The organism is Thalassospira marina (assembly GCF_002844375.1).
GTDB classification, from domain to species: Bacteria; Pseudomonadota; Alphaproteobacteria; order Rhodospirillales; family Thalassospiraceae; genus Thalassospira; species Thalassospira marina.
Genome location: NZ_CP024199.1, coordinates 4,387,776 through 4,409,640, shown reverse-complemented (window position 1 = coordinate 4,409,640; position 21,865 = coordinate 4,387,776). Strand labels below are relative to the sequence as shown.

Annotated in this window: 17 protein-coding genes; all 17 read right to left on the bottom strand. The window is 55.5% G+C overall.

Annotated features, from left to right (window positions below; all coding sequences use genetic code 11):
* Nucleotides 1–78: 78 nt before the first annotated feature.
* Complete coding sequence (locus CSC3H3_RS20105) at nucleotides 79–507, bottom strand: rubrerythrin family protein (RefSeq protein WP_101285975.1); 429 nt, start codon at nucleotides 505–507, stop codon at nucleotides 79–81.
* A 271-nt stretch (nucleotides 508–778) separates the two neighbouring features.
* On the bottom strand, nucleotides 779–1,216 hold the full coding sequence (gene irrA, locus CSC3H3_RS20100) for an iron response transcriptional regulator IrrA (protein ID WP_073955015.1): 438 nt from the start codon (nucleotides 1,214–1,216) through the stop codon (nucleotides 779–781).
* Between the two features lie 228 nt (nucleotides 1,217–1,444).
* Entirely contained in the window at nucleotides 1,445–2,839 is a 1,395-nt protein-coding gene (locus tag CSC3H3_RS20095; RefSeq protein ID WP_101265480.1) for an NAD(P)H-dependent flavin oxidoreductase, read from the bottom strand.
* A gap of 107 nt (nucleotides 2,840–2,946) precedes the next feature.
* A complete protein-coding gene (gene pnp / locus CSC3H3_RS20090) occupies nucleotides 2,947–5,073 on the bottom strand; it encodes a polyribonucleotide nucleotidyltransferase (protein ID WP_101265478.1) in 2,127 nt (708 codons plus the stop codon).
* 214 nt (nucleotides 5,074–5,287) lie between these two features.
* Entirely contained in the window at nucleotides 5,288–5,557 is a 270-nt protein-coding gene (rpsO, locus tag CSC3H3_RS20085) for a 30S ribosomal protein S15 (protein WP_101265476.1), read from the bottom strand.
* A gap of 17 nt (nucleotides 5,558–5,574) precedes the next feature.
* Complete coding sequence (gene truB / locus CSC3H3_RS20080) at nucleotides 5,575–6,501, bottom strand: tRNA pseudouridine(55) synthase TruB (RefSeq protein ID WP_101265474.1); 927 nt, start codon at nucleotides 6,499–6,501, stop codon at nucleotides 5,575–5,577.
* Nucleotides 6,501–6,923 carry a 30S ribosome-binding factor RbfA gene (gene rbfA / locus CSC3H3_RS20075; protein WP_101265472.1) on the bottom strand — a complete coding sequence of 141 codons (423 nt, stop codon included), beginning with the start codon at nucleotides 6,921–6,923 and terminating at the stop codon, nucleotides 6,501–6,503. The genes truB and rbfA overlap by 1 nt, the downstream gene beginning before the upstream one ends.
* An 18-nt stretch (nucleotides 6,924–6,941) precedes the next feature.
* Nucleotides 6,942–9,749 carry a translation initiation factor IF-2 gene (gene infB / locus CSC3H3_RS20070; protein ID WP_101265470.1) on the bottom strand — a complete coding sequence of 936 codons (2,808 nt, stop codon included), beginning with the start codon at nucleotides 9,747–9,749 and terminating at the stop codon, nucleotides 6,942–6,944.
* A gap of 80 nt (nucleotides 9,750–9,829) precedes the next feature.
* Entirely contained in the window at nucleotides 9,830–10,420 is a 591-nt protein-coding gene (locus CSC3H3_RS20065; protein ID WP_101265468.1) for an RNA-binding protein, read from the bottom strand.
* Nucleotides 10,421–10,439: 19 nt separating this feature from the next.
* Complete coding sequence (gene nusA, locus CSC3H3_RS20060; RefSeq protein WP_101265466.1) at nucleotides 10,440–11,999, bottom strand: transcription termination factor NusA; 1,560 nt, start codon at nucleotides 11,997–11,999, stop codon at nucleotides 10,440–10,442.
* Nucleotides 12,000–12,008: 9 nt separating this feature from the next.
* A complete protein-coding gene (rimP, locus tag CSC3H3_RS20055) occupies nucleotides 12,009–12,548 on the bottom strand; it encodes a ribosome maturation factor RimP (protein WP_101265464.1) in 540 nt (179 codons plus the stop codon).
* A 164-nt stretch (nucleotides 12,549–12,712) separates the two neighbouring features.
* Entirely contained in the window at nucleotides 12,713–13,324 is a 612-nt protein-coding gene (locus tag CSC3H3_RS20050) for a biliverdin-producing heme oxygenase (RefSeq protein ID WP_101285974.1), read from the bottom strand.
* Nucleotides 13,325–13,566: 242 nt separating this feature from the next.
* A complete protein-coding gene (locus tag CSC3H3_RS20040; protein WP_245881204.1) occupies nucleotides 13,567–14,982 on the bottom strand; it encodes an HlyD family type I secretion periplasmic adaptor subunit in 1,416 nt (471 codons plus the stop codon).
* Nucleotides 14,979–16,841, bottom strand: a complete 1,863-nt coding sequence (locus CSC3H3_RS20035; protein WP_245881203.1) for a type I secretion system permease/ATPase — start codon at nucleotides 16,839–16,841, stop codon at nucleotides 14,979–14,981. The genes CSC3H3_RS20040 and CSC3H3_RS20035 overlap by 4 nt, the downstream gene beginning before the upstream one ends.
* A 128-nt stretch (nucleotides 16,842–16,969) precedes the next feature.
* Nucleotides 16,970–17,710 carry a calcium-binding protein gene (locus CSC3H3_RS20030; RefSeq protein ID WP_101265460.1) on the bottom strand — a complete coding sequence of 247 codons (741 nt, stop codon included), beginning with the start codon at nucleotides 17,708–17,710 and terminating at the stop codon, nucleotides 16,970–16,972.
* A gap of 207 nt (nucleotides 17,711–17,917) precedes the next feature.
* Nucleotides 17,918–20,695 carry a TonB-dependent receptor gene (locus CSC3H3_RS20025; RefSeq protein WP_245881202.1) on the bottom strand — a complete coding sequence of 926 codons (2,778 nt, stop codon included), beginning with the start codon at nucleotides 20,693–20,695 and terminating at the stop codon, nucleotides 17,918–17,920.
* Nucleotides 20,696–20,886: 191 nt separating this feature from the next.
* Nucleotides 20,887–21,831 carry a FecR family protein gene (locus CSC3H3_RS20020; protein WP_101285972.1) on the bottom strand — a complete coding sequence of 315 codons (945 nt, stop codon included), beginning with the start codon at nucleotides 21,829–21,831 and terminating at the stop codon, nucleotides 20,887–20,889.
* Nucleotides 21,832–21,865 lie beyond the last annotated feature (34 nt).

Sequence of the window (21,865 nt, the reverse complement as noted above, 5' to 3'; positions counted from 1 at the left end):
ATCTTCCTCAACGTGTTACCCGGTTCCATGCGCGTTAATCCGCGCGGATTTCCGGGCTTTGGCAGCCGTTATTTTTGTTTATTCAACGGTCTCGCCAAGGTCGCGCAGTGCGCGTTCAAAACGGTCAGCATGCTGTTTTTCCACCCGGCCAAGGGTTTCAAACCAGGCGGCAATGTCTTCCAGGCCTTCTTCCCGGGCGACACGCGCCATTTCCGGGTAGGAATTAGCGCATTCCTCGCGTTCGGACTGCAGGGCCGCGCGCAAATTGCTCCGGCTGTTGCCAAAAGGCAAGCCCGTTTGCGGGTCGCCGCATTGCTCCAGAAATTCCAGATGCCCGAAGGCATGGCCGGTTTCTGCTTCGGCAGCACTGCGAAACAGATCGGCAAGCTGGGTCAGTCCTTCAATATCAGCCTGCTGGGCAAAATAAAGATAACGCCGGTTTCCTGCGGCTTCGGCCGCAAAGGCGGAACGCAGGTTTTGCTCGGTACGTGTTCCCTTTAGCGCCACTGGGGCCCCCTGTTTCTTATTGGTCGAGACATAAAAAAGGACGGCACGCGATACCCCGCATTGCCGTCCTTGTATTTGTTTCAATATCGATGCGCGTCAAGAACCAAAGGGGCGTTTGGCAACGCGCCGGTTCGTTTTCATAACCCTGTCACAGCAGCGGCCATCCATGCACAGCCAAAAAGGCCTTGGCAAACGGCACAATACCGGCAGATCAGCAGCGGCTTTACATCAGGGATGAAAACCCGGCTTCATCGCAATTGTCGGTAACGCGTTACGCAGCAGCGTGGCGTTCCTGCTGGCGGCGCAGACGGAAAACCAGATCAACCGAAGAAAGTTCGGTGCCGCGCGGCATATTGGGAATACGCGCCAGATGAACGGCATCCGCCGGGATATCGACCAGGCTGCCGTCATCTTCGCAATAGAAATGGTAATGCGGGGCAACATTGGTATCGAAATAGGAACGGCCCGAATCAACGATGATTTCACGGATCAAACCGGCATCGGTGAACTGGTGCAGAGTGTTATAAACCGTCGCCAGCGAAACTTTGACATGCTGGGCCATGGCTTCGGAATGAAGCTGTTCGGCGGTAACATGGCGATGGCCGGCGTCAAACAGGAAACGGGCCAGTGCAAGGCGCTGGCGGGTCGGACGCAGACCGGCTTCTTTAAGACGGTTCAGTGCATGGGTATAAGGCCGCTGGATGGTCATGATGGTGCCCCTTCGACAAAATTTCGAACCGGCGGTTGAAAGACAACTGCCCTTTGATTTCGAGGCTATATTAGGCGTACCTTAAAGTCGTTTTCTTTGATTTTGATCAACTATAATTGTTCTTAAGGTCGATTGTCGGGGCAATGTTTTAAAAAAGAAGGGCCGGTCGATGACCAGCCCCTGTTTTTTGACATGCAACGCAAGGTTGCTGTCATCATGTGTCTGTTCTCAGTCGCCCGAAGCAATACGTTCGACAAGCTGTTTGACTGTCGGAATAAAGCCGTTTGCATAGAAGGGATCTTCGGCAAACTTGTAGGCATTGTGCCCGGCAAACATCAATTCATGGTCCACCGGGGCGCCATGGGCAATGTTTTGCAGGGTTTTCTGAATGCAGAAAGAACGGGGATCAGCACGCTTGCCGGTGGTGCCTTCATGCTGCTGCCAGTTGGAGAACTGGCACTGCGACAAGCAACCCATGCAGTCGATCTGGTCTTTTTTGATTTCCAGTGCGCTGTCCGGGGTAACGAAAACCATCGTGTCATCCGGGGTCGGCATGCCTTCGGTGTAACCGGCTTCAAGCCAGCCACGGACCTTGTCGGCATCGTCTTCACGCACATAAATCGGACGGCCACGACGACCCAGCGGAATCCCCACATGCAAATCGGCTTCTGCCGTACGTGAATAACGTACCTGGCGGTCCGAACGCTGATGCAGGTCTTCAAGGAAGTCGTTGCGCACCGCCGAGCTGTAAAAGCCGGTCGGGCTGAATTTATGCAGGGACACATCGCCGTTCTGCAGGGTCAGGAGGCGCTTTTTCCATTCATCGGAAATTGGGCTTTCCTGGGTTAGCAGCGGGCGGGTGCCATACTGGAAGGCAACCGGAGCAACTTCGGGATTTTCGATCCAGTCGGCGTAATCGCGCAGATACCACACGCCACCAGCCATAATGATCGGAACATCATTCAGGCCAACGGAATTCATGAATTCGCGCAGGGCCCGCACGCGCGGAAACGGATCTTCAGGAACCAGCGGGTCTTCGGAATTTGACAGACCATTATGCCCACCAGCACGCCACGGGTCTTCGTAAACCACACCACCCAGCCATTCCGGTACCTTTTTATAGGCACGCAGCCACAATGCGCGGAACGCACGGGCGGATGACACGATCGGATAATAATAAACACCGTAGGATGCTGCGATGGTCGATACCCGGTAAGGCATGCCTGCACCACAGGTAACGCCATGAACCAGGCCTTTGGTGCCTTCCAGGACACCTTCAAGGATGGCCTCGGCCCCGCCCATTTCCCACAGCACATTCATGTGCAGGCGGCCTTCGCCGTTGCGGGTTTCATGGGCGATCTGTGCCTGGGCGATACCGCCCTGGATACCAAAGGAAACCAGTTCGTGGTGGCGTTCGCCGCGGGTCTTGCCTTCATAGGTGACAGGCACAACATTGCCGGCTGCATCATAATAATCGGCATTCACTGCAGAAAAGGTACCGATACCACCGGCCGCGGCCCATGCGCCTGAGCTTTGACCTGTCGAAACAGAGATGCCTTTTCCACCTTCAACCAAAGGCAGAACCTCTTTTCCCGACATGACGAGCGGTTTAAGGGCTTTCAAATTCGTCTCTCCCATTCGGCTTTTCGGACAAGCGGGTTATCCGAATGCATGTGAGGAAGGGGCGGCGTCTGTTTTTTTTATCGCCGCCCGCTCACACATACCTTTAATCAGGCTTCAGCGGCAGCATCAAGGTCAGCGCCGGTTTCCTGGTCAACACGCTTCATCGACAATTTGATCTTGCCGCGGTCATCAAAGCCGATAACCTTGACCTTCACCTTGTCGCCTTCCTTGACCACATCGGAAACCTGTTTGACACGTTCCTGTGCCAGTTCCGAAATATGAACCAGGCCGTCACGCGCACCAAAGAAGTTCACGAATGCGCCGAAATCGACAGCCTTAACAACCTTACCTTCATAGATATGGTTCAATTCAGGTTCTGCAACGATCGACTTAATCCAGTCAACGGCCTGCTTGCCTTTTGCACCATCGGTATGTGCAACAGTGATCGAGCCATCGTCTTCGATATCGACTTTCGCGCCGGTTTCTTCGCAGATTTCGCGAATGACCTTGCCGCCCGAACCGATAACGTCACGGATCTTGTCTTTCGGGATCGAGAACTGGGTGATGGTCGGCGCATTGCCCGAAACTTCACCGCGGGCTTCCGGCAGGGCCTTGGACATTTCGCCAAGGATGTGCAGGCGGCCATCGCGGGCCTGGCCCAGGGCGATCTGCATGATGTCCGGGGTCACCGAAGTGATCTTGATGTCCATCTGCAGCGAGGTGATACCCTGATCGGTACCGGCAACCTTGAAGTCCATATCGCCAAGGTGGTCTTCGTCACCCATGATGTCGGACAGAACGGCGAAATCTTCGCCTTCCTTGATCAGACCCATGGCGATACCGGCAACCGGGCGTGCCAGCGGCACACCGGCATCCATCATCGACAGCGAGGTTGCGCAAACCGTTGCCATCGAGGACGAACCGTTCGATTCGGTAACTTCCGAAACGATACGGACGGTATAGGGGAAGGCATCCTTGGTCGGCATCAGCGGGTGAATTGCGCGCCATGCCAGCTTGCCATGACCGATTTCACGACGTCCCGGCGAACCCATACGGCCTGCTTCACCAACCGAGTAGGGCGGGAAGTTATAGTGCAGCATGAAGCCTTCACGGTATTCACCATCAAGGGCGTCAACGATCTGTTCGTCCTGGCCGGTACCAAGGGTGGCAACTGCCAGGGCCTGGGTTTCGCCACGGGTGAACAGCGCCGAACCATGGGCGCGCGGCAGAACCGAAACTTCACCCAGGATCGGGCGAACGTCGGAACCGGTACGGCCGTCGATACGCTTGCCGGTTTTCAGGATCGCACCGCGAACGATGTCTTTTTCCAGATCTTTAATGATCGAGGAAACTTTGCCCTTCAGGGCATCTTCGATTTCTTCGTCAGCCAGTTTGGCAACGATGGCTTCCTTGGCAGCCGAAACGGCAGCCGAACGCTCCTGCTTGACGACATGGCCATAAGCCGCGGTCAGGCTTTCCGTGCCGATAGCCGCAACTTTTTCGACCAGGGCATCATAACCTTCCGGCAGACCGGCGATGTCACGCGGGTCTTTGGCGGCTTCTTCGGCCAGTTCAATAATCAGGTCGATCACGGCCTGGAATTTCTCGTGGCCGAACTTGACGGCACCGAGCATCACTTCTTCGGAAAGTTCGGATGCTTCGGATTCAACCATCATCACGCCATCACGGGTACCGGCAACAACCAGGTCCAGTGCGCTTTCCTTGATGGATTCGGTCGACGGGTTCAGCAGGTATTCGCCGTCTTTGTAACCAACGCGTGCTGCACCAATCGGGCCGAGGAACGGCAAACCGGAAATGGTCAGCGCGGCCGAGGTACCGATCATGGCAACGACGTCAGGATCGTTTTCCATGTCATGCGACAGAACGGTACAAACGATCTGGGTTTCGTTGCGATATTGCGGGTGGAACAGCGGACGGACCGGACGGTCGATCAGACGGGAAACCAGGGTTTCCTTTTCCGACGGACGGCCTTCACGCTTGAAAAAACCACCCGGAATTTTACCAGCGGCAAATGCCTTTTCCTGGTAATTCACGGTCAGCGGGAAAAAGTCGATGTCCGGGCGCGGCGACTTGGCGCCAACAGCAGTACACAGAACAACGGTTTCACCATAGGTGACCATAACCGCACCATCTGCCTGGCGTGCAACCTTGCCGGTTTCCAGAACCAGCTTGGCATTGCCCCACTGCATTTCCTTGCGGACGACATTAAACATTTTACTTCCTTCCAAACCTACTTGCGGACCAAGCGTTTTTTACACGAGATCCGAACACATTAATTATGAGGCTTTTGCGTCAGCGACATAATTAATGGGTCCGGACAAACCGGGCGTGACCAGCCACTCTGGATCTACGCTCCCGTGCATCCCCGTCCGCGGGACAATAAAAAAACGACGGCGGAGGGATAAACCACTCCGCCGCGCGTCAATATCAGCGGCGAATACCGAGGGTAGCGATAATCGCTTCGTAACGTTCGGTATTTTTGCGCTGCAGGTATTTCAGCAGCCGACGGCGCTGACCAACCATCATCAGAAGACCACGACGGCTATGGAAGTCGTGTTTGTGTTCTTTCATGTGTTCGGTCAGGTTCTTGATCCGCTCGGTCAGAATTGCGATCTGGACCTCGGGGGAACCGGTATCGCCTTCTTTCTGGCCGAATTCTTTGATCAGGTCGGTTTTGCGTTCAGCAGTAATCGACATCAGGCATCCTTTCGCCTTTAAAGATTAAATACACGCACCGGACGGATTTCGCCGCCATGAATTTCGGCCAGCGCAACAGCGCGGTCGTTCAGCATGGCACAGACGATCCCGTCCTGGGCGACGGAGGTACCGAGTTCGCTGCGTTTGACCACCGGTAACAGCCCGACAGGCTGCCCGCTGGCAAGACGTTGCGCCTCGACTTCGGTCAGGGCCAGCGCCGGGATGTCGTCCAGCGCGGTCTCGACCGGAAGCAGTTTTTCCATTACCGCCTCGGGATCCATTTCCAGCAGTTCCTGCAGGGGAATGGAATCACCTTCCGCAAACGGCCCCGCCGATGTGCGGCGAAGGGCGGCAATGTGGCCAACAGTGCCAAGGCGCAATGCGATATCGCGCGCCAGCGACCGCATATATGCCCCTTTGCCCGATATTACATCGAACACGGCATGATCGCGATCAGGCATGTCAACCAGACGAAGATCTTTTATCAAAATCGGACGGGCTTTCAAAACCACGTCTTCATCACGGCGCGCAAGATCATAGGCACGCTTGCCATTTACCTTGATCGCCGAAAATTTGGGCGGCACCTGCTGAATTTCGCCGATGAATTCACCCAGCACGGCCTCGATCTCTTCGCGAGTCGGGCGATGGTCCGATGTGGCGGTCACTTCGCCTTCGGCATCATCGGTGCTGCGCGATTCCCCGAATTTCAGGGTAACGCGGTAACTTTTACTGCCATCCATGACATAGGCGACGGTTTTTGTCGCCTCGCCAAAGGCAATGGGCAAAACGCCGGTTGCCAACGGGTCAAGAGTCCCGCCGTGCCCGGCTTTGGCCGCATCAAGCAGACGACGCACCTGGTTGACCACGGTTGAAGACGTGATCTCAAGGGGTTTGTCGACCGCCAGCCAGCCGCTGATAATTTTGCCGCGACGCCGACGCGCCATCAGTCGTCCTCTTTGTCGTAATCGTCCGCGTCCTCGTCGGACGACAGGTCCTGTGCCACATGCGGGTCGCGCAACAGCGCGCCAATATGATCGGAGATATCAAAGCTGGTATCTTCGATAAAACGCAAAGCCGGGACATATTTCATATGCACGCTGTTGGCAACATGGCTTCGCAATATACCCTTCTGGCGTTTAAGCGCCTCAAGGGTCGGTTTTGCATCCCCGCCGCCAAGCGGGGTTACAGATACCATTGCGTTGCGCATGTCCGGACTAAGGTCAACCTTGGTCACGGTAATCGGACGACGCGACAGTTCCGGGTCGTAGATATCACCACGTTCAAGCGCATAGGACAGCGCCTGGCGGATTTCCTCCGCCACGCGTAACTGTCGCTGACTTGGTCCCTTGGCAGGTTGCTTCGACATATCAGTTTCAATCGCCTCTTAAAGCTCGACGGCGACTTCCTCTTGCTCGAAGCACTCAATAACGTCGCCAACGGCAAGGTCATTGTATTTCGCAAAGGACATACCGCATTCGTAACCCTCGCGGACTTCCTTGACTTCGTCCTTGAAGCGACGCAGCGTCGAAAGTTCGCCGGTATGAATGACAACGTTGTCGCGCAGCAGGCGAACGCCCGCACCACGCTTCACGGTGCCTTCGGTAATCATACAGCCAGCAATCTTGTTGCCCGAAATCGTGAAGATCTCGCGAATCTGGGCGTAACCCAGGAACTTCTCGCGGACTTCCGGCGACAGCATGCCGCTGAGCATTGCCTTGGTGTCATCGGCGACATCGTAAATGATCGAGTAGTAACGAATGTCGACATTGTCACGGCGGGCCTGTTCACGGGCCTGCTGGTTGGCACGAACGTTAAAGCCGATGATCAGCGCGTTCGAGGCACGGGCCAGGGTTACGTCGGATTCGTTGATTCCGCCAACGCCACTGTGAAGGACGCGAACGCTGACTTCTTCGTTGCCCAGCTTCTGCAGGGTACCAATAAGTGCTTCGACAGAACCCTGCACGTCACCCTTGATGACAACCGGCAGTTCCTTGAGATCGCCATTGCTGGTGAACATGTTTTCAAGCGCCGATTTCTTCATCGCGGCAGCCTGCTGTTCACGGATGCGACGCTGGCGGAAGTCGGAAACTTCACGGGCCTTGGCTTCGCTTTCAACAACAACAAAGTCATCACCAGCCGACGGAACACCGTTCAGGCCGTTAACCTCGACCGGCATACCCGGAATGGCTTCCTGGACGCGCGCACCGTGATCGTCGATCAGGGCACGGACACGGCCCCATTCGGCACCGGTCACAAAGATATCACCAGTCTTGAGCGTACCGCGCTGAACCAGAACGGTTGCCACCGGGCCACGACCCTTTTCCATGCGGGCTTCAACGACAACGCCGTCAGCAACACGGTTCGGGTTGGCTTTAAGGTCAAGAACTTCAGCCTGCAGCAGGATGGCTTCTTCAAGGTCGGTCAAACCCATGCCAGCCTTGGCCGAAACTTCAACAGCCTGAACATCACCGCCCATTTCTTCAACGACGACTTCGTGCTGCAGCAGTTCGGTTTTCACGCGGTTGGCATCGGCACCCGGCTTGTCCATCTTGTTGATGGCAACGATCAGGGGCACGTCGGCAGCCTTGGCGTGGCTGATGGCTTCGATGGTCTGCGGCATGACCGAGTCATCGGCTGCAACCACGAGAACGACGATATCGGTAACCTTGGCACCGCGCGAACGCATTTCGGTAAAGGCGGCGTGACCCGGGGTATCGATGAAGGTGATCTTGGCGCTGTTGGCCATGGTCACCTGATAGGCACCGATATGCTGGGTAATGCCACCGGCTTCGCCGCTCACCACGTCGGTTTTACGCAGGGCGTCCAGAAGCGAGGTTTTACCATGGTCAACGTGGCCCATCACGGTCACGACCGGCGGACGCGAGATCAGCTGCTCGTCGGTGTCATCGGCAACAACCAGCGCTTCTTCGACGTCTGCATCGGAAACGCGCTTCATGTTGTGGCCGAATTCTTCGACAACAAGCTGTGCGGTGTCGGGATCAAGGCTCTGGTTGATGGTGGCCATAACGCCAAGACCCATCAGACATTTGATCACGTCAGCAGCACGTTCTGCCATACGGTTAGCCAGTTCCTGAACGGTAATGACGTCCGGAACGATAACTTCGCGAATGATTTTTTCTTTCGGCTTCTGCTGGCCCTGGCTGCGGGCTTTCGCCTTGGCCTGCTGGCGCTTGATCGATGCCATCGAACGGCGGCGACCACCTTCATCACCGCTCATTGCGGTGTTGATCGACAGCTTGCCACGGCGGCGGCTGGTGTCTTCGGTTTTCGCACGTGCGCCACGACCGGCAACTTCGGCTTCTTCCGCGCGCTTGCGGGCTGCTGCCGAACGGACTTCTTCCTCGTCCAGTTCCTTGCGGCTTTTCGGCTTGGAAGCGGACGGGGCCGACCGGCGGCGCTCTTCAGGGACCAGCGGTTCTGCCGGTGCACCCGGAATGACTTCTTCCTCTACCTTTTTACGGGCTTCGGGTTTCGGACGCGGCTGCATTTTGGTGCGCGGTGCCGAAGCATCACGGGCATTTCCGGCATCTTCATCACGCGACTTCGGCGCAGCAGCCGGTGCGGCCTTGGCCGGAGCAGCCGGTGCAGGTGCAGCGGCCTGGGCTTCTGCCTGGGCTTTTTCTTCCGCCTTGCGGGCAGCTTCTTCAGCTTCGGCTTTCTTGCGGGCAGCTTCTTCCTCAACCTTGCGAGCGGCGTCCTTGCGGGCCTGCTCGGCGGCTGCGGCTTCTTCCTGCTTGCGGCGTTCTTCGGCAGCCATCAGGGCGGCCATGCGGGCTGCGCGCTCACCCTGGGTCAGATTACCCTGGTCTTCATTGGCGCGCGGGCGCTGCGGGGCCGGTTTCGGCTTATGACGCTGCGGGGCAGCAGGCTTGGACGCTGCCGGTGCCGGTTTTTTAGCAGCCGGTGCCGCAGGCGCAGCCGGAGCGGCCGGCGCACTTGCCGGTGCCGGTGCCGGGGTCTCGGTCTTGGCCGCGTTATCCTTGTTCACTTCGCGGAAGCGGCCGGATTCGTTCTGTTCAAAAGTACGCTTCTTGCGCACTTCCACGGCCACAGATTTGGACCGTCCGTGCGAGAAGCTTTGGCGCACCTGCCCAGCCTCGACCGTCTTGCGCAATTCAAGCTTCGATCGATTGAGGCTTAGCGGCTTCTTCTCCTGATCGCGATCACTCATAATCCGTCCAACTTCCTCATTTCCTGCGGGATCAGTCGCCTGGCGGCCAATCCTGTTCTTCCGTACGGCGCGGCCTGCCTTCAGGCTGCGCGAAATCCTTCAAGCCGCTGTAGTGACCGGCTTAGGCGTTGCGCCAGACCACCTGGTGCAACAGCCGCATGTACTGCGTGATCGCGGCCAAAAGCCGCTGCAATCTCGGCAGCATCCAGAACGGAGAAAACCGGTATATCGGCGGCTTTGGCCGCGATACGCGCTTTTCCGTCCGCAGCACCGTCACGTGCCGCCAAAACCAGTTCCGCGCCTTCGTCTATCTGGGCGCGAACCTTCTCAAATCCGGCGACAGCCTGCCCGGCACGACGCGCCAGAGACAGCAGATCAACGCATTTTTGCGACAGCATTGCTTCAATCCTGTCTGCCAGCGCCGGATCAATCACGACTTTTTGCCGTGCCGCCCGGGCAAAGGCATTTTTTGCACAGGCGGTATTTACCACATCCCGCGACGGGCACAACCATAATCCCCGTCCGGGCAACCGTTCATCAAGATCCGGAAAGACACTGTTGTCAGGGCCGATCACAAATCTGAGAAGGTCTTCTTTTAGCCGGACTTCGCCGGTGACAATGCACCGGCGTTCCGGGAGCTCGCGTTCCTTGCCGCCTTTACGGTGCGACATGGTCCCCTCCGATCAGCGATCAGGCGTCTTCGCCTTCCGCTCCGGCATCGCCGGTTTCTTCTTCCAGGTCATCAAACCAACCCAGACGACGGCGGGCTTCCATGATCAGGTCATTGGCCTGGTCAAGGGTAATGGTTTCGGCAGAACCGGCAAATTCGATCAGCTCGTCGCTGGCGAGATCGGCGAAATCTTCAAGGTTCTTGACCCCGTTTTCACCAAGCTGAACCGCAACAGCAAGCGAGATGCCCGTGAATTCGACCAGATCGTCTTCGACGCCAAGTTCGTCACGGCGGGCCTGAAGGCGTTCGGCTTCCTCGGCGAGATAGCTGCGTGCACGACCGCGCAGTTCTTCGGCCAGTTCTTCTTCAAAGCCTTCGATTTCTGCCAGTTCGGCCAGCGGCACGTAACCGACTTCTTCAATCGAGGTAAAGCCTTCAGCCACGAGGAGGTGGGCAATGACTTCATCAACGTCAAGGGCCTTGATGAACATTTCGGCGCGCTTGCGGGCTTCTTCCTGGCGACGTTCGCTTTCGTCTTCTTCGGTCAGGATATCGATATCCCAGCCGGTAAGCTGCGAGGCAAGACGCACATTCTGACCGCGACGGCCAATGGCAAGGCTAAGCTGATCATCGGGAACAACCACTTCAATGCGGTTGGATTCCTCGTCGATCACGACCTTGGTGACTTCAGCCGGGGCCAGGGCGTTCACGACAAAAGTTGCCGGATCTTCCGACCACTGGATGATGTCGATTTTTTCGCCCTGCAATTCGCCGACAACAGCCTGGACGCGCGAACCGCGCATACCGACACAGGCACCGACCGGATCGATCGAGCTGTCAGAGGACTGAACCGAAATCTTGGCGCGCGAACCGGGGTCACGGGCAACCGATTTGATTTCGATGATATTGTCGTAAATTTCCGGCACTTCCTGGGCAAACAGTTTTGCCATGAAAGTCGGATGGGTACGCGACAGGAAAATCTGCGGGCCGCGCTGTTCACGACGCACATCAAGGATCAGGGCACGAACCCGGTCACCCTGGCGCATGGTTTCACGCGGGATCAGTTCTTCACGGCGCAAAATGGCTTCTGCCCGGCCCAGATCGACCAGAACGTTACCAAATTCAACACGCTTCACAGCACCGTTGATGACTTCACCAACACGGTCCTGATATTCGTTGAACTGGCGTTCACGTTCGGCGTCACGCACCTTCTGGACGATAACCTGCTTTGCGGTCTGTGCAGCAATACGGCCAAAATCGATCGGCGGCAGCGGGTCGATCAGGAATTCACCAAGCTGGACATTTTCGTCGCGAATACGCGCCTGTTCCAGCGACATCTGGGTGAAGTCATTTTCGATATCATCGGTGACTTCGATGAAGCGCGCCAGCCGGATTTCACCGGTTTTGCGGTCGATATGTGCACGAATGTCATGTTCATGGCCATAACGCGAACGACCGGCCTTTTGAATGGCCTGTTCCATCGCGCCAAGAACCTCGTCACGATCAATGCCTTTTTCGCGGGCGACAGCATCAGCGACCTGCAAAAGCTCCGGCCGCGGCATTCCCGAAGTTGCTTCCATATCCAACCTCTATTCTGCGTTGTCGTCAGACCGGCGCGGGCCGGTGACATGCGCGATCAATTCATCTGTCAGCACGAGTTTCGCCTTTGCGATATCGGCCAACGGCAACAGTTCGCGTTCGCCGTCCACAATCATGGCGACCGCGTCGTCTTCGAGTCCATCCAGCTTTCCGCTGAAACGGCGGCGACCGGCAACAGCCACCACCAGTTCGACCTTGGCGTCAAAACCGCGCCAAACATCAAAATCCTTGCGCCGGGTCAGCGGCCGGTCAATCCCCGGCGAGCTGACTTCCAGGTTATACGCACCGGAAATGGGGTCATCGACATCCAAAAGGGCCGAAACAGTGCGGCTGATTTCAGCGCAGTCTTCGACATTGATGGATCCCTGGCCTTCGGGGCGATCCGCCATAATCTGCAGGATCTGGCTGTCCTTGCCCATCATGGACACACGGACCAGTTCAAAGCCCTGTGCCTCTATCGACGGTGCAATAATATCCGCGATCCGCGACAATAGCGGGTCTTTTACCTGCTGTCCGATCAGTTCAGCCATATAGAATGCCATACCCCAAAATGCACAAAAGAGCGGGCCGGGGCCCACTCTTTGTTACGTTTTACAAAAAGCTTGCGCGCTGTATAACGCCATTTTCCACAGAAATCAAGTGACGATCCTGTCGCAGACCGGCATTCAACCAAGGGATAGCCTGCCCTTCGCCCCTATGCGGCCAGCCGCTGATCATCAAGCAGAAGGCTGTGGAAAAAGTCGAATGCATCATGCGCGCCCTTCATGAAGGCTTCTTCTTCGGCAGCGTCAAGTTCAAGTGCGTTTAATTGCGCAACAAATTCGCGCCAGTGTTTGCCGCGCCCATCCGAATGCGCACGCAAATGCCGGGCACCGAAACTGTCATCCAGGCCGATCCGCGCGGCTGCCTTCAACAAAAACGCCGCCCCCAGATTTGACCCTTCACAAACGTAAAGCCAGCCCATCCGGCCGGCACCTTTTTGCGGGGCTGCCATGCCCTGTGCGCCCTCCCGGCCAGCGGCACCCAGATCGGCAAGATCGGCACATACATCGTCATACCGGCTGCGCGATGCCAGGCCCGGCACCAGCTGGTTAATGTCTTCGGCCTCGTAAAGCGGTTTCATCACCCGATGAAAGGCATGCTGCAATTGCAGGAACCGCACATAATTGGCCCGGCTGTCAAAGGGCTTCATCGCCATAACCATGTTGTCAATCTGCTGGTGGTCTTCGCGGGTATTGGCTTTCACCCGTTCCAGCCGTGTCATGGTTTCCGGTGTGGCGGATTGTGTTGACTGTTCGCTATTCATATTGCCTGGCACCCTGTTTCTGGTCCTGAAATTCCGGGCTGGCATATATGCATGCCATGCCCCTTATCATCAGAAACGATCCAGCCCTGCCGATATCCGAAGCCAAATGGAAATAAATGCCAGAAAGCCGGATCATTTTTCCATCCGCGCCACCACCAGCAGTGCAGCGCAACGCCATGCCAGAACCGCCGCACATCACTTATATATAGTGACCTGTGAAAACGGCGGCATATGGGATGCGATCATTCCTCGCGAAAGGCGCGGGCGAACTGGTCGGCCAGGGGTTTCATAAAATAGCTAAGGGCGGTGCGTTCGCCCGTGGCGATAAAGGTTTCCACCGGCATGCCGGGGATCAGCACATGATCCCCCAGCCGGGCCAGCTCACCCGGTTCGATATGCATACGCACAGGGTAATAGCTTTCGCCTGTTACCTCATCGCGCGACAAATCCGCCGCGACAAAATCCACCTCGCCTGCCAGTTCCGGTGTGGTGCGACGGTTAAAAGCCGTAAAACGCAACATTGCCTTTTGGCCCGGATGGATCTGGTCCACATCCTGCGGGCGGGTGCGCGCCTCGACCACCAATGCATCCTGATCGGGCACAATACCCATGATCTTTTCGCCCGCGGAAATCACCCCGCCTTCGCTATGCACCTGCATCTGATAAATGGTGCCAGCATAGGGCGCGCGAATATCGGTACGGCGCAACTGGTCAACCAGGGCAATCTGGCGCTGTTTAAGTTCGGCCAACTGGCGTTCCACATCGGAAAGATCGGTCAAAACTTCGGTGCGGCGGTCACGTTCAAGCTGCAGGATCGCCATTTGCGTTTCTGCAATCTGCGTCTGGATCGAGGCGATCTCAGCCGCCAGTTCGCCGTGCTGCCCTTCAAGATTGGCCTTTTCCCGGCGAAGTGCTGCGACACGGGTGATGGGCACCAACTGTTTGGCAAACAGCATTTCGAGGCCCGAAAGCTCGTCCATGATATGGCGGTGCTGTTCCATATTGGCTGTTTTCTGGGCTTCCAGCCCGCCAATCCGTTCGTTTAGCTGGCGGCGCTTTTGTTCCAGTTGCTGCTTTTCCCCAATCAGGCTGTTTTTCCGCGCTTCAAACAGGCGGGTTTCGGCATGAATAAGGTCTGCAATATCGCGCTGGTTCAGACGGTCCGCCAATATCGCCGGGATAACGGGTGTGATCCGTTCATCGCGTTCCGCCAAAAGGCGCATCTGGCTGGCAGAAAGGGCATCAATCTGGCTTTCGACAATGCCAAGGCTGGCACGCGCCCTTGTATCATCCAGGCGCACCAGCATATCGCCGGTTTTTACATGGTCGCCATCGCGCACAAATATCTGGCCAACAATCCCGCCATCGGGATGCTGCACCACCTTGGCATTGCTTTCGACAACGATTTTACCCCCTGCCACCACCGCACCTGAAAGGCTGGCAAAAATCAGCCACACCATCATCAGGGCAAAAAGCGACAAAACCGCCCCCGCCCCAAACAGCATATGCCGACGCAGCGATGCCAGCGCCAGACTGACACCTGTTTGCCCATCACCAAGAAGCATCTCGCCACGGGTATCCCCGCCACCGGCAGGTATATTTCCATTCGGGGTATGTGCTGCCACTGAAAGGCCGGGCTTATTGAAAGGGGGGATCATGCGCTTTCTCCGACCTGGCGCAGGGTTTTGCGCAAAATGTCGTCCCGGCTACCAAAGGCAACCTGCTGGCCATTCTGGATAACGGTGGCGTAATTCACGCAGGCCAGAATATGCGGGCGATGGGCAATCATCACGACAATCGCACCACGTTCGCGCAGGGCCACCACCGCCTTGATCAGGGCCTGTTCGCCATCGGCATCCAGGCTGGCATTGGGTTCATCAAGCACCACCAGAAACGGGTCATCAAACAGGGCACGGGCCAGACCGATGCGCTGGCGCTGCCCGCCCGAAAGAACGATGCCACCGGGACCGATCTGTGTGTCATAACCATTGGGAAAGGACTGGATCAAATCATGGACACCGGCCATTTTCGCCGCCGCAATCACCTTTTGCGCGTTTGGCCGTGCCGCCAGCCGGGCGATATTGCGTGCAATGCTATCGTCAAACAGTTCCACATCCTGGGGCAGATACCCCACATATTTTCCCAGATCATCGCGCGACCAGTGCGAAAGCTCTGCCCCATCAAGGCGAATGGTGCCCTGCGGGCAATGCCCGATGCCCACCAGCGCACGGGCAAGGGTTGATTTACCAGACCCGCTGGGGCCAATCACGCCAAGGCCATCACCGGCCTTAAGCTCCAGTTGCGCCACCTTTAACAGGGTACGCCCGCTACCCATGCCATTGCCTGGTTTACCCCCATGTTTGCCCGAAGATGCGGCCAACCGTGCCGATGGCACCTGTACCACCAGGGTTTGAACCGACAGAGTCTGATGCGGGGCGGGCAGGGCGAGGCGGGAATGGGATATATCCGCGATCCCGGCAGATTTACCATCGCAGCCCAGGATTTTTCCCAACCGGCCATAAGCCTGACGGGCAGCAACAAAGCCGCGCCAATTCCCGATTGCCTGTTCGACTGGCGAAAGGGCACGCGCCGTCAGGATCGAGGCGGCAACCATTGCCCCAGGGGAAACTTCCTGCAAAATTGCCAGATAGGCCCCCAGCGCCAGCACCCCGGACTGCATGGCAAGGCGGATGACTTTTATATAGGCGGTAAAGGTCGATGTGACGTCACCCGCGCTGGTGTTGGTTTGCAAATAGCGATCATTGACCATCGCCCAGCGCGCCAGAAAGGCCGGCACCATGCCCATGGCACGCAGCACCTCGGCATTGCGGTGCCCGGCTTCAAGCAGGGTGCTGCGCCGTAACGATTGATGGGTCATTCGTAATACATGGCGGCGCGACAGGGTTTCGCTGATCAGGGTCAGGCTGATCAGAACCACACCACCGCCCAGCGCCAAAATCCCCAGCCAGGGATGCAGCAAAAACACGATCCCCATAAACAGGGGCATCCAGGGCAAATCACAAATTGCCACCGGCCCGGCACTGCCAACAAACTGGCGGATCTGATCCAGGTCATTCACCGGCCTTGCATCGGCACCCGGATGATCAAGCGGCAGGGCAAGGGCATGGCGCATGACATCGGGGCCAATCTGTTCATCAACGCGCCAGCCGATCCGCACCAGCATACGGGCACGCAGGGCATCGGCCGTTCCCAAAAACAGATACAGCGCCAAAACCAGCATGATCAGCGCCAGAAGGGTTGGCATGCTTTGGCTGGCCAGAACCCGGTCATAGACCTGCAACATGAAAAGCGGCCCGGTCAGCATCAGGATATTGGACACACCGCTAAGCGCGGCGACACAGTAAAACGCGCGCCGAAGCGATGCCATAACCCGGCCCAAAGATGAGCCCGAAACGCCCGATGCCCCAGCGGCACCCGATTTAGCGGAACCATCGGATGATCTGGATGATGAATAGGATGAGGGGGAATACGCAGCCGCGCTGGCACGCCAAAGCATAACTATTGGTGATCCATTGATTTGCCGGTAAACTGGGGATGGGTGCCGCCCATTTTGCCGTGTGCGACACCCGATGAGACCAAGTGCCCGTTCCGCGATTAGCCCTCTCGGAACGGGTTTATTTTGCCTTAGACAAAATCATTCTGGTCGATGGTCGCGAAATCGACGCCCGACAGGGTCACGGTGCCATTGGCATGCGTGATCACGGTATGGCTGGAATCACCGGTGATGGTGACGTCGTTGTAATCCAGACCAATCAGGTCGCTGCCATTTGTGAAATCGGTGATGGTGTCATCACCAAAGCTGGCGCTGGCATCAAATTCAAAAACGTCCGCACCGCCATTGCCGGTCAGAACGTCATCACCCGACCAACCACCGATCACGTCCGCACCGGCACTGCCGTTGATGGCAACGCCTTCTGACGCGAAAGCGGATTCAAGGGCATCGGTGCTGCCGGTATAAATATCGACCAGCACGTCATTGGTATCGGTGCCCGACAGGCCCAAATTGGAAATATCGACAGATGAGTCGGTAAATTCATAACCCGTATAACCGGCATTGTAGCCAAGGTTTTCACCAAAGGAAAACCCGTCAAGATCGCCGGTGATTGTATGGGAAGAAATGTCATAGGCAAAAGAATCATCACCAGCAGTTGCCAAAACGCCACCAGTGTAGCTGCTTCCGCTGTCCTGATCTTCTACGTAGTACTGGGTGCCAGAATACGACAATGTAGTGTCAAGCAGACCAGTATAAAACGTGCCGTGATTACCGCTGCCCAGCGAAAAGTTTGCGTTGAAATCCTCAATCACGCCGTGAAGGTCAACACCATTGCCGGATGCGTCTGCGTTCAGGTCGATATTGATCGTCATTTCAAAAGTCTCCTGTTGATGTTCATCGTCCCAACCAAAGGGGCGATAAAAATGATAATGACTCTCATTATCTTTTATCGTCAACAGAAATATTTTAAAATATTCAACTAAATCAATTACTTATGTTATTTCAGCACTGCATACCGGTCAGGGAAACCCCGACCGGCTCACACATGCAAAAAGCTGCTTAACAACTGGAAGTTAAAGCTAGAAATTACCGCTTAATGTCAAAATTCCCGTTCGCCCGGGTGCAGCAGCATAGGTCCCCCCGGATCCCTGGACATACGCCTCATCAAGAAAATTATTTACTGCCAAACGCACCGCAACATGGTCATTGATCTTGTAAGAGCTATAGAAATCGAAGAAGCGATAACTGAAGTACTTGCCAACGACTGTGGAAATATTGGAAGAACCAAAGTTATCCTGGGGTTCGACAAAGGTCGCCCGCATTCCCAAAATCAAATTCTGGTCAAAGAGCCGCAATCCACCGTCGAGGGTTATTTTACGTTTCGGTGGAGCATAAATACCGTAAAGCGTTCCACCATTTCCATAGATGGGTCCTGTCAAATTAAACAGATTAGCCGGTTTAACTTCGTCAAGTTGGTAATTCGCATATTCATCATATGCTGTATTTAAAACGAAAGGATTATAGTTACCTTTCAGATCAACGTCGTTCAAAGTCAAAGTACCGCCTAGATAGTACATATCGGCATCATAATTTAAATCGAACTCGGAACCGTTAATGTAAACTGGATCAGTCAAATTAACCATTGCAGCTGCTTGATTAGTCGTAATAGTGCGACCGATATAAGAAGGAGTACATGGACTGGGAATACAACTCACATTCGTTGTTGGCTCCGGCACATATCCTAATGTCACATAATTATCAATTTTGGTCCGGTAATAGGTAAATTTGGCTCGGAAACGGTCATGCTTTTGCAGCACATCGTCAAATTTGAAATTGACGCCGATTTCCTTTGTCTCTGATTCTTCAGACTGCAAATTGCCGTTGGCATAAAACGGAATGCCAACATCACCAATATGCTCCCCCTTGATCATTGCTTCTGCGATCGTGGGGGCCCGCATGTTTTTGCGATAATTGGCGAAAAACTGAATACCATCAAAGGGCGTCACGCTGGCCCCGAAGGACGGCGAAACCTTCTGATCAGAAAGATTTACGTCATAAGACACACCGCCACTTGTACAGGGATGAGCAGTATCACACCAATAAGCGTTACCATCCAGCTGATAGCGATCATAACGAAGGCCGCCATACACTTGGAACATCTCATCCCAATCATAGGTCGTTTTAAGAAATCCACCATAAACATCCCGTTTGCCACCGGGAGTAGACCCTTCCAACTGGTAATCTTCGCCTGCCCCCCCTTCGCCTCCGGTTGAAGAATCCGTTTTGGCCTTATCCTGGAAAAATTCAGTTCCATAATTGAACCGAATAGAACTACTCCCGCCCGCCAAATTTCCAAGATACCAGTCACTACTATTGGCGATATCTGCCCCGGCAGTATCAAGGGTGTAATCCGTACTGAAAGAATCTGTCGTAACACGCCCTGAACTATTATAGCGCGCAGGCCGGTTCTGATGGTTTTTTGTTCTCGTCCAGTACAGATTGGTATTCAGGTCAATAAGTTCCGAATCAGGGTTCCAGTTATGTTTTGCAGTTAATGTATGAGTCTGGGTTTCATTGAAATCTGTATAAAGGTTGGTCACATCACTGGTCTTGGCGTAATCAACCGTGCTGCCGACATACCCCAGATGCAGCTCCTGATCGTCGGTAAGCTGAATATTGGCTTTCAACAATCCCGACGTGTGGCGTGAAAACGTATATTCCGGGCGCGAATTTTCGGTGGTGTATTCTTTGCCGGAACTCAGTGTAAACAGTTCCGGATTTCGTGAACCAGCCCTGTAATTTCCGATCGTTTTTCGACTCATCGCTGCAGCAATATCCAGCTTGGGCGAAACGCGCGCAGCGACAGATGCGTCACCGGCAAAGTTATAATTGTTGGTGCCGTGACTCAGATTAACTTTTCCACCCCAATCCTCGCCGAAATCAAGAATATCATCTGTGTTTAGGGTTCGAAGAGTTACGATCCCGGCCGATGTTCCGGCACCGCCGCTCTGGTTCATGTTGGTTTTATCAATCGTCACATTTGCCAGAAGCGCAGGATCAACATAAACACGCGACGTTGTCCCATGCGTTGTTTGATTATAATTCTGACGGGCACCATCAATATTGACGTTAACGCGCCCCATTTCCTGCTGACCACGGACATTAACCGTCAGTCCCGGGTCGCGAGCATCGTTGGAAATATCAACGCCGGCCACCTGACCAAAAATATCCCGTGCCTCACGCCCCGGAACTTTTTGCATGTCGTCGCGCGTCACAACAGAAAGCCCGCCCGGTGTTTCATAGACAGTTTCAGGATCAGCATCCACACCAACACCACGCCCAGCATATGAGGTAATCGTCACAGGCGCAGTCACAACGGGTGACAATGATTGATCAACATGTACGGTAACAATCGAAACGGTATGCGAATCAAGCGCCTGCCATGTCAGGCCCGTACCATTCAACAAACTGTCCAGCGCCTGGTTTGCTGTCATTTCGCCTTTGAAAGCAGGCGTTACATGGTTGGAAGAAAGATCGCCATCAATAACCACATCAATGCCGGTAATCCGGGAATATTCGACCAGCGCCGATGTCAGCTTTTGCGCCGGAATATCAAACCGGAATGATGGATCGGAAGATACGGCCTGTGCCAGTTCCGTAGCGGTTACGGTTGCTATTGCAGCTTCTGGTGCCGTGCCAACATCAGTAGATGCCGCCAGCACCACATGCGGCATAACAACCAGCAAGCAGCCCGATAGGGCCGTGGCCGCCAGTTTTTGTGACAAAAGGCCGAATCTTCGCCCCGGTGCCATGTCCCCCGGCACCGGTTCCCGGCCTTCTCCCCACATATAACCCATTTAACTGTCTCCCAAACACATATGCAAATGCATCGCATTATCGCGATCTATTTACTGAGACGGTCCGGGAGGGGTGATATCCGAAAGTGCAGGCTTATTTTTGCGAATAATTTTTATTATCAAATAAAAAGATGAATGCCGGACAATAAAACACATTCCGGGCGCAGCTAAACCGCGTTGCTGCCTAACAATCAGGCCGCCCGCAGGATCGTCAGATAATTGCCAATCTGATTGACCTCGACATTTAAAACCTTGCCCATCAGCGGCAAAATATCGCCGGTACGATTAAGGTTAACCACAAGGGTCACGGGACGCTGTTTTAACGCTTCACCCAACACCACAATTTTGCCCGGCTGCCAGCGTTGTAAAACGGTCGCCACACGATCCAGTCGTTCGCCCACAAATACCAGCCGTCCCTGCCGCCAGGCCAGCCGCATGGCAAGATCAACCTGATAGGGCACGCCCATATCGGCCGGACCAAATGATAATCCCCTGCCTTGCCCAAGCCCGACCGATGACGCATCGGCCGATACATCAAGCATCCCCTGTGCTGAAATTACTTCCGCGCGCGCATCATAATGGGAAATATCAAACCGGGCTGCTTCACGCGGGCGGACCATGCCGCCCGCCGCTGCCACAAAAAATCCCGTCTGGGTGCCGTCATGCTCCAGAAAGACCTCGCCTTCATGAAGGGTGAGGCCGGTTTGACCCAAGTCATTTCGCGCCAGTGACAGGGACGTCTGGCTTGCCAGTTCCGCCTGAATACCGGGCATAAGCGTGAATTTACGGCGTTCACCCTTTGGCACCGAAAAATCGGCAAAGGGATGATGGGGAATAACATTGCCATACCAGCCAGCCGCCCCAACCAGCCCAGCAGCCAGCCCGGCACCCAAAAAGGCCCGCCGCCCGATTGGCGACGTTCGAGCTGACATATCAAGGCTGGAGGTCCCGGCCCAAAGATGTTCGATTTCCAGAAAAGCCTGCCGGTTGGCATCGTCTGCGGCAATCCAGCGGGCAAAGGCCTTGCGGTCCTGATCGGTTTCCGCGCCATCAAGCAACAGGGCAAACCAGTATATCGCCTGTTCGGAGACATCATCGGCCGGTGCATTTTTTAAAAACGCGCTGCTGTGTTCCATGATGTGCCTGTCCCGATTTCCACAATTAGACCCG

Excerpts from the sequence above, each read along its gene's own strand:
- irrA (WP_073955015.1), bottom strand. The coding sequence starts at position 1,216 with ATGACCATCCAGCGGCCTTATACCCATGCACTGAACCGTCTTAAAGAA.
- pnp (WP_101265478.1), bottom strand. The coding sequence starts at position 5,073 with ATGTTTAATGTCGTCCGCAAGGAAATGCAGTGGGGCAATGCCAAGCTG.
- rpsO (WP_101265476.1), bottom strand. The coding sequence starts at position 5,557 with ATGTCGATTACTGCTGAACGCAAAACCGACCTGATCAAAGAATTCGGC.
- truB (WP_101265474.1), bottom strand. The coding sequence starts at position 6,501 with ATGGCGCGTCGGCGTCGCGGCAAAATTATCAGCGGCTGGCTGGCGGTC.
- rbfA (WP_101265472.1), bottom strand. The coding sequence starts at position 6,923 with ATGTCGAAGCAACCTGCCAAGGGACCAAGTCAGCGACAGTTACGCGTG.
- infB (WP_101265470.1), bottom strand. The coding sequence starts at position 9,749 with ATGAGTGATCGCGATCAGGAGAAGAAGCCGCTAAGCCTCAATCGATCG.
- CSC3H3_RS20065 (WP_101265468.1), bottom strand. The coding sequence starts at position 10,420 with ATGTCGCACCGTAAAGGCGGCAAGGAACGCGAGCTCCCGGAACGCCGG.
- nusA (WP_101265466.1), bottom strand. The coding sequence starts at position 11,999 with ATGGAAGCAACTTCGGGAATGCCGCGGCCGGAGCTTTTGCAGGTCGCT.
- rimP (WP_101265464.1), bottom strand. The coding sequence starts at position 12,548 with ATGGCTGAACTGATCGGACAGCAGGTAAAAGACCCGCTATTGTCGCGG.
- CSC3H3_RS20050 (WP_101285974.1), bottom strand. The coding sequence starts at position 13,324 with ATGAATAGCGAACAGTCAACACAATCCGCCACACCGGAAACCATGACA.
- CSC3H3_RS20040 (WP_245881204.1), bottom strand. The coding sequence starts at position 14,982 with ATGATCCCCCCTTTCAATAAGCCCGGCCTTTCAGTGGCAGCACATACC.
- CSC3H3_RS20035 (WP_245881203.1), bottom strand. The coding sequence starts at position 16,841 with ATGCTTTGGCGTGCCAGCGCGGCTGCGTATTCCCCCTCATCCTATTCA.
- CSC3H3_RS20030 (WP_101265460.1), bottom strand. The coding sequence starts at position 17,710 with ATGACGATCAATATCGACCTGAACGCAGACGCATCCGGCAATGGTGTT.
- CSC3H3_RS20025 (WP_245881202.1), bottom strand. The coding sequence starts at position 20,695 with ATGGGTTATATGTGGGGAGAAGGCCGGGAACCGGTGCCGGGGGACATG.
- CSC3H3_RS20020 (WP_101285972.1), bottom strand. The coding sequence starts at position 21,831 with ATGGAACACAGCAGCGCGTTTTTAAAAAATGCACCGGCCGATGATGTC.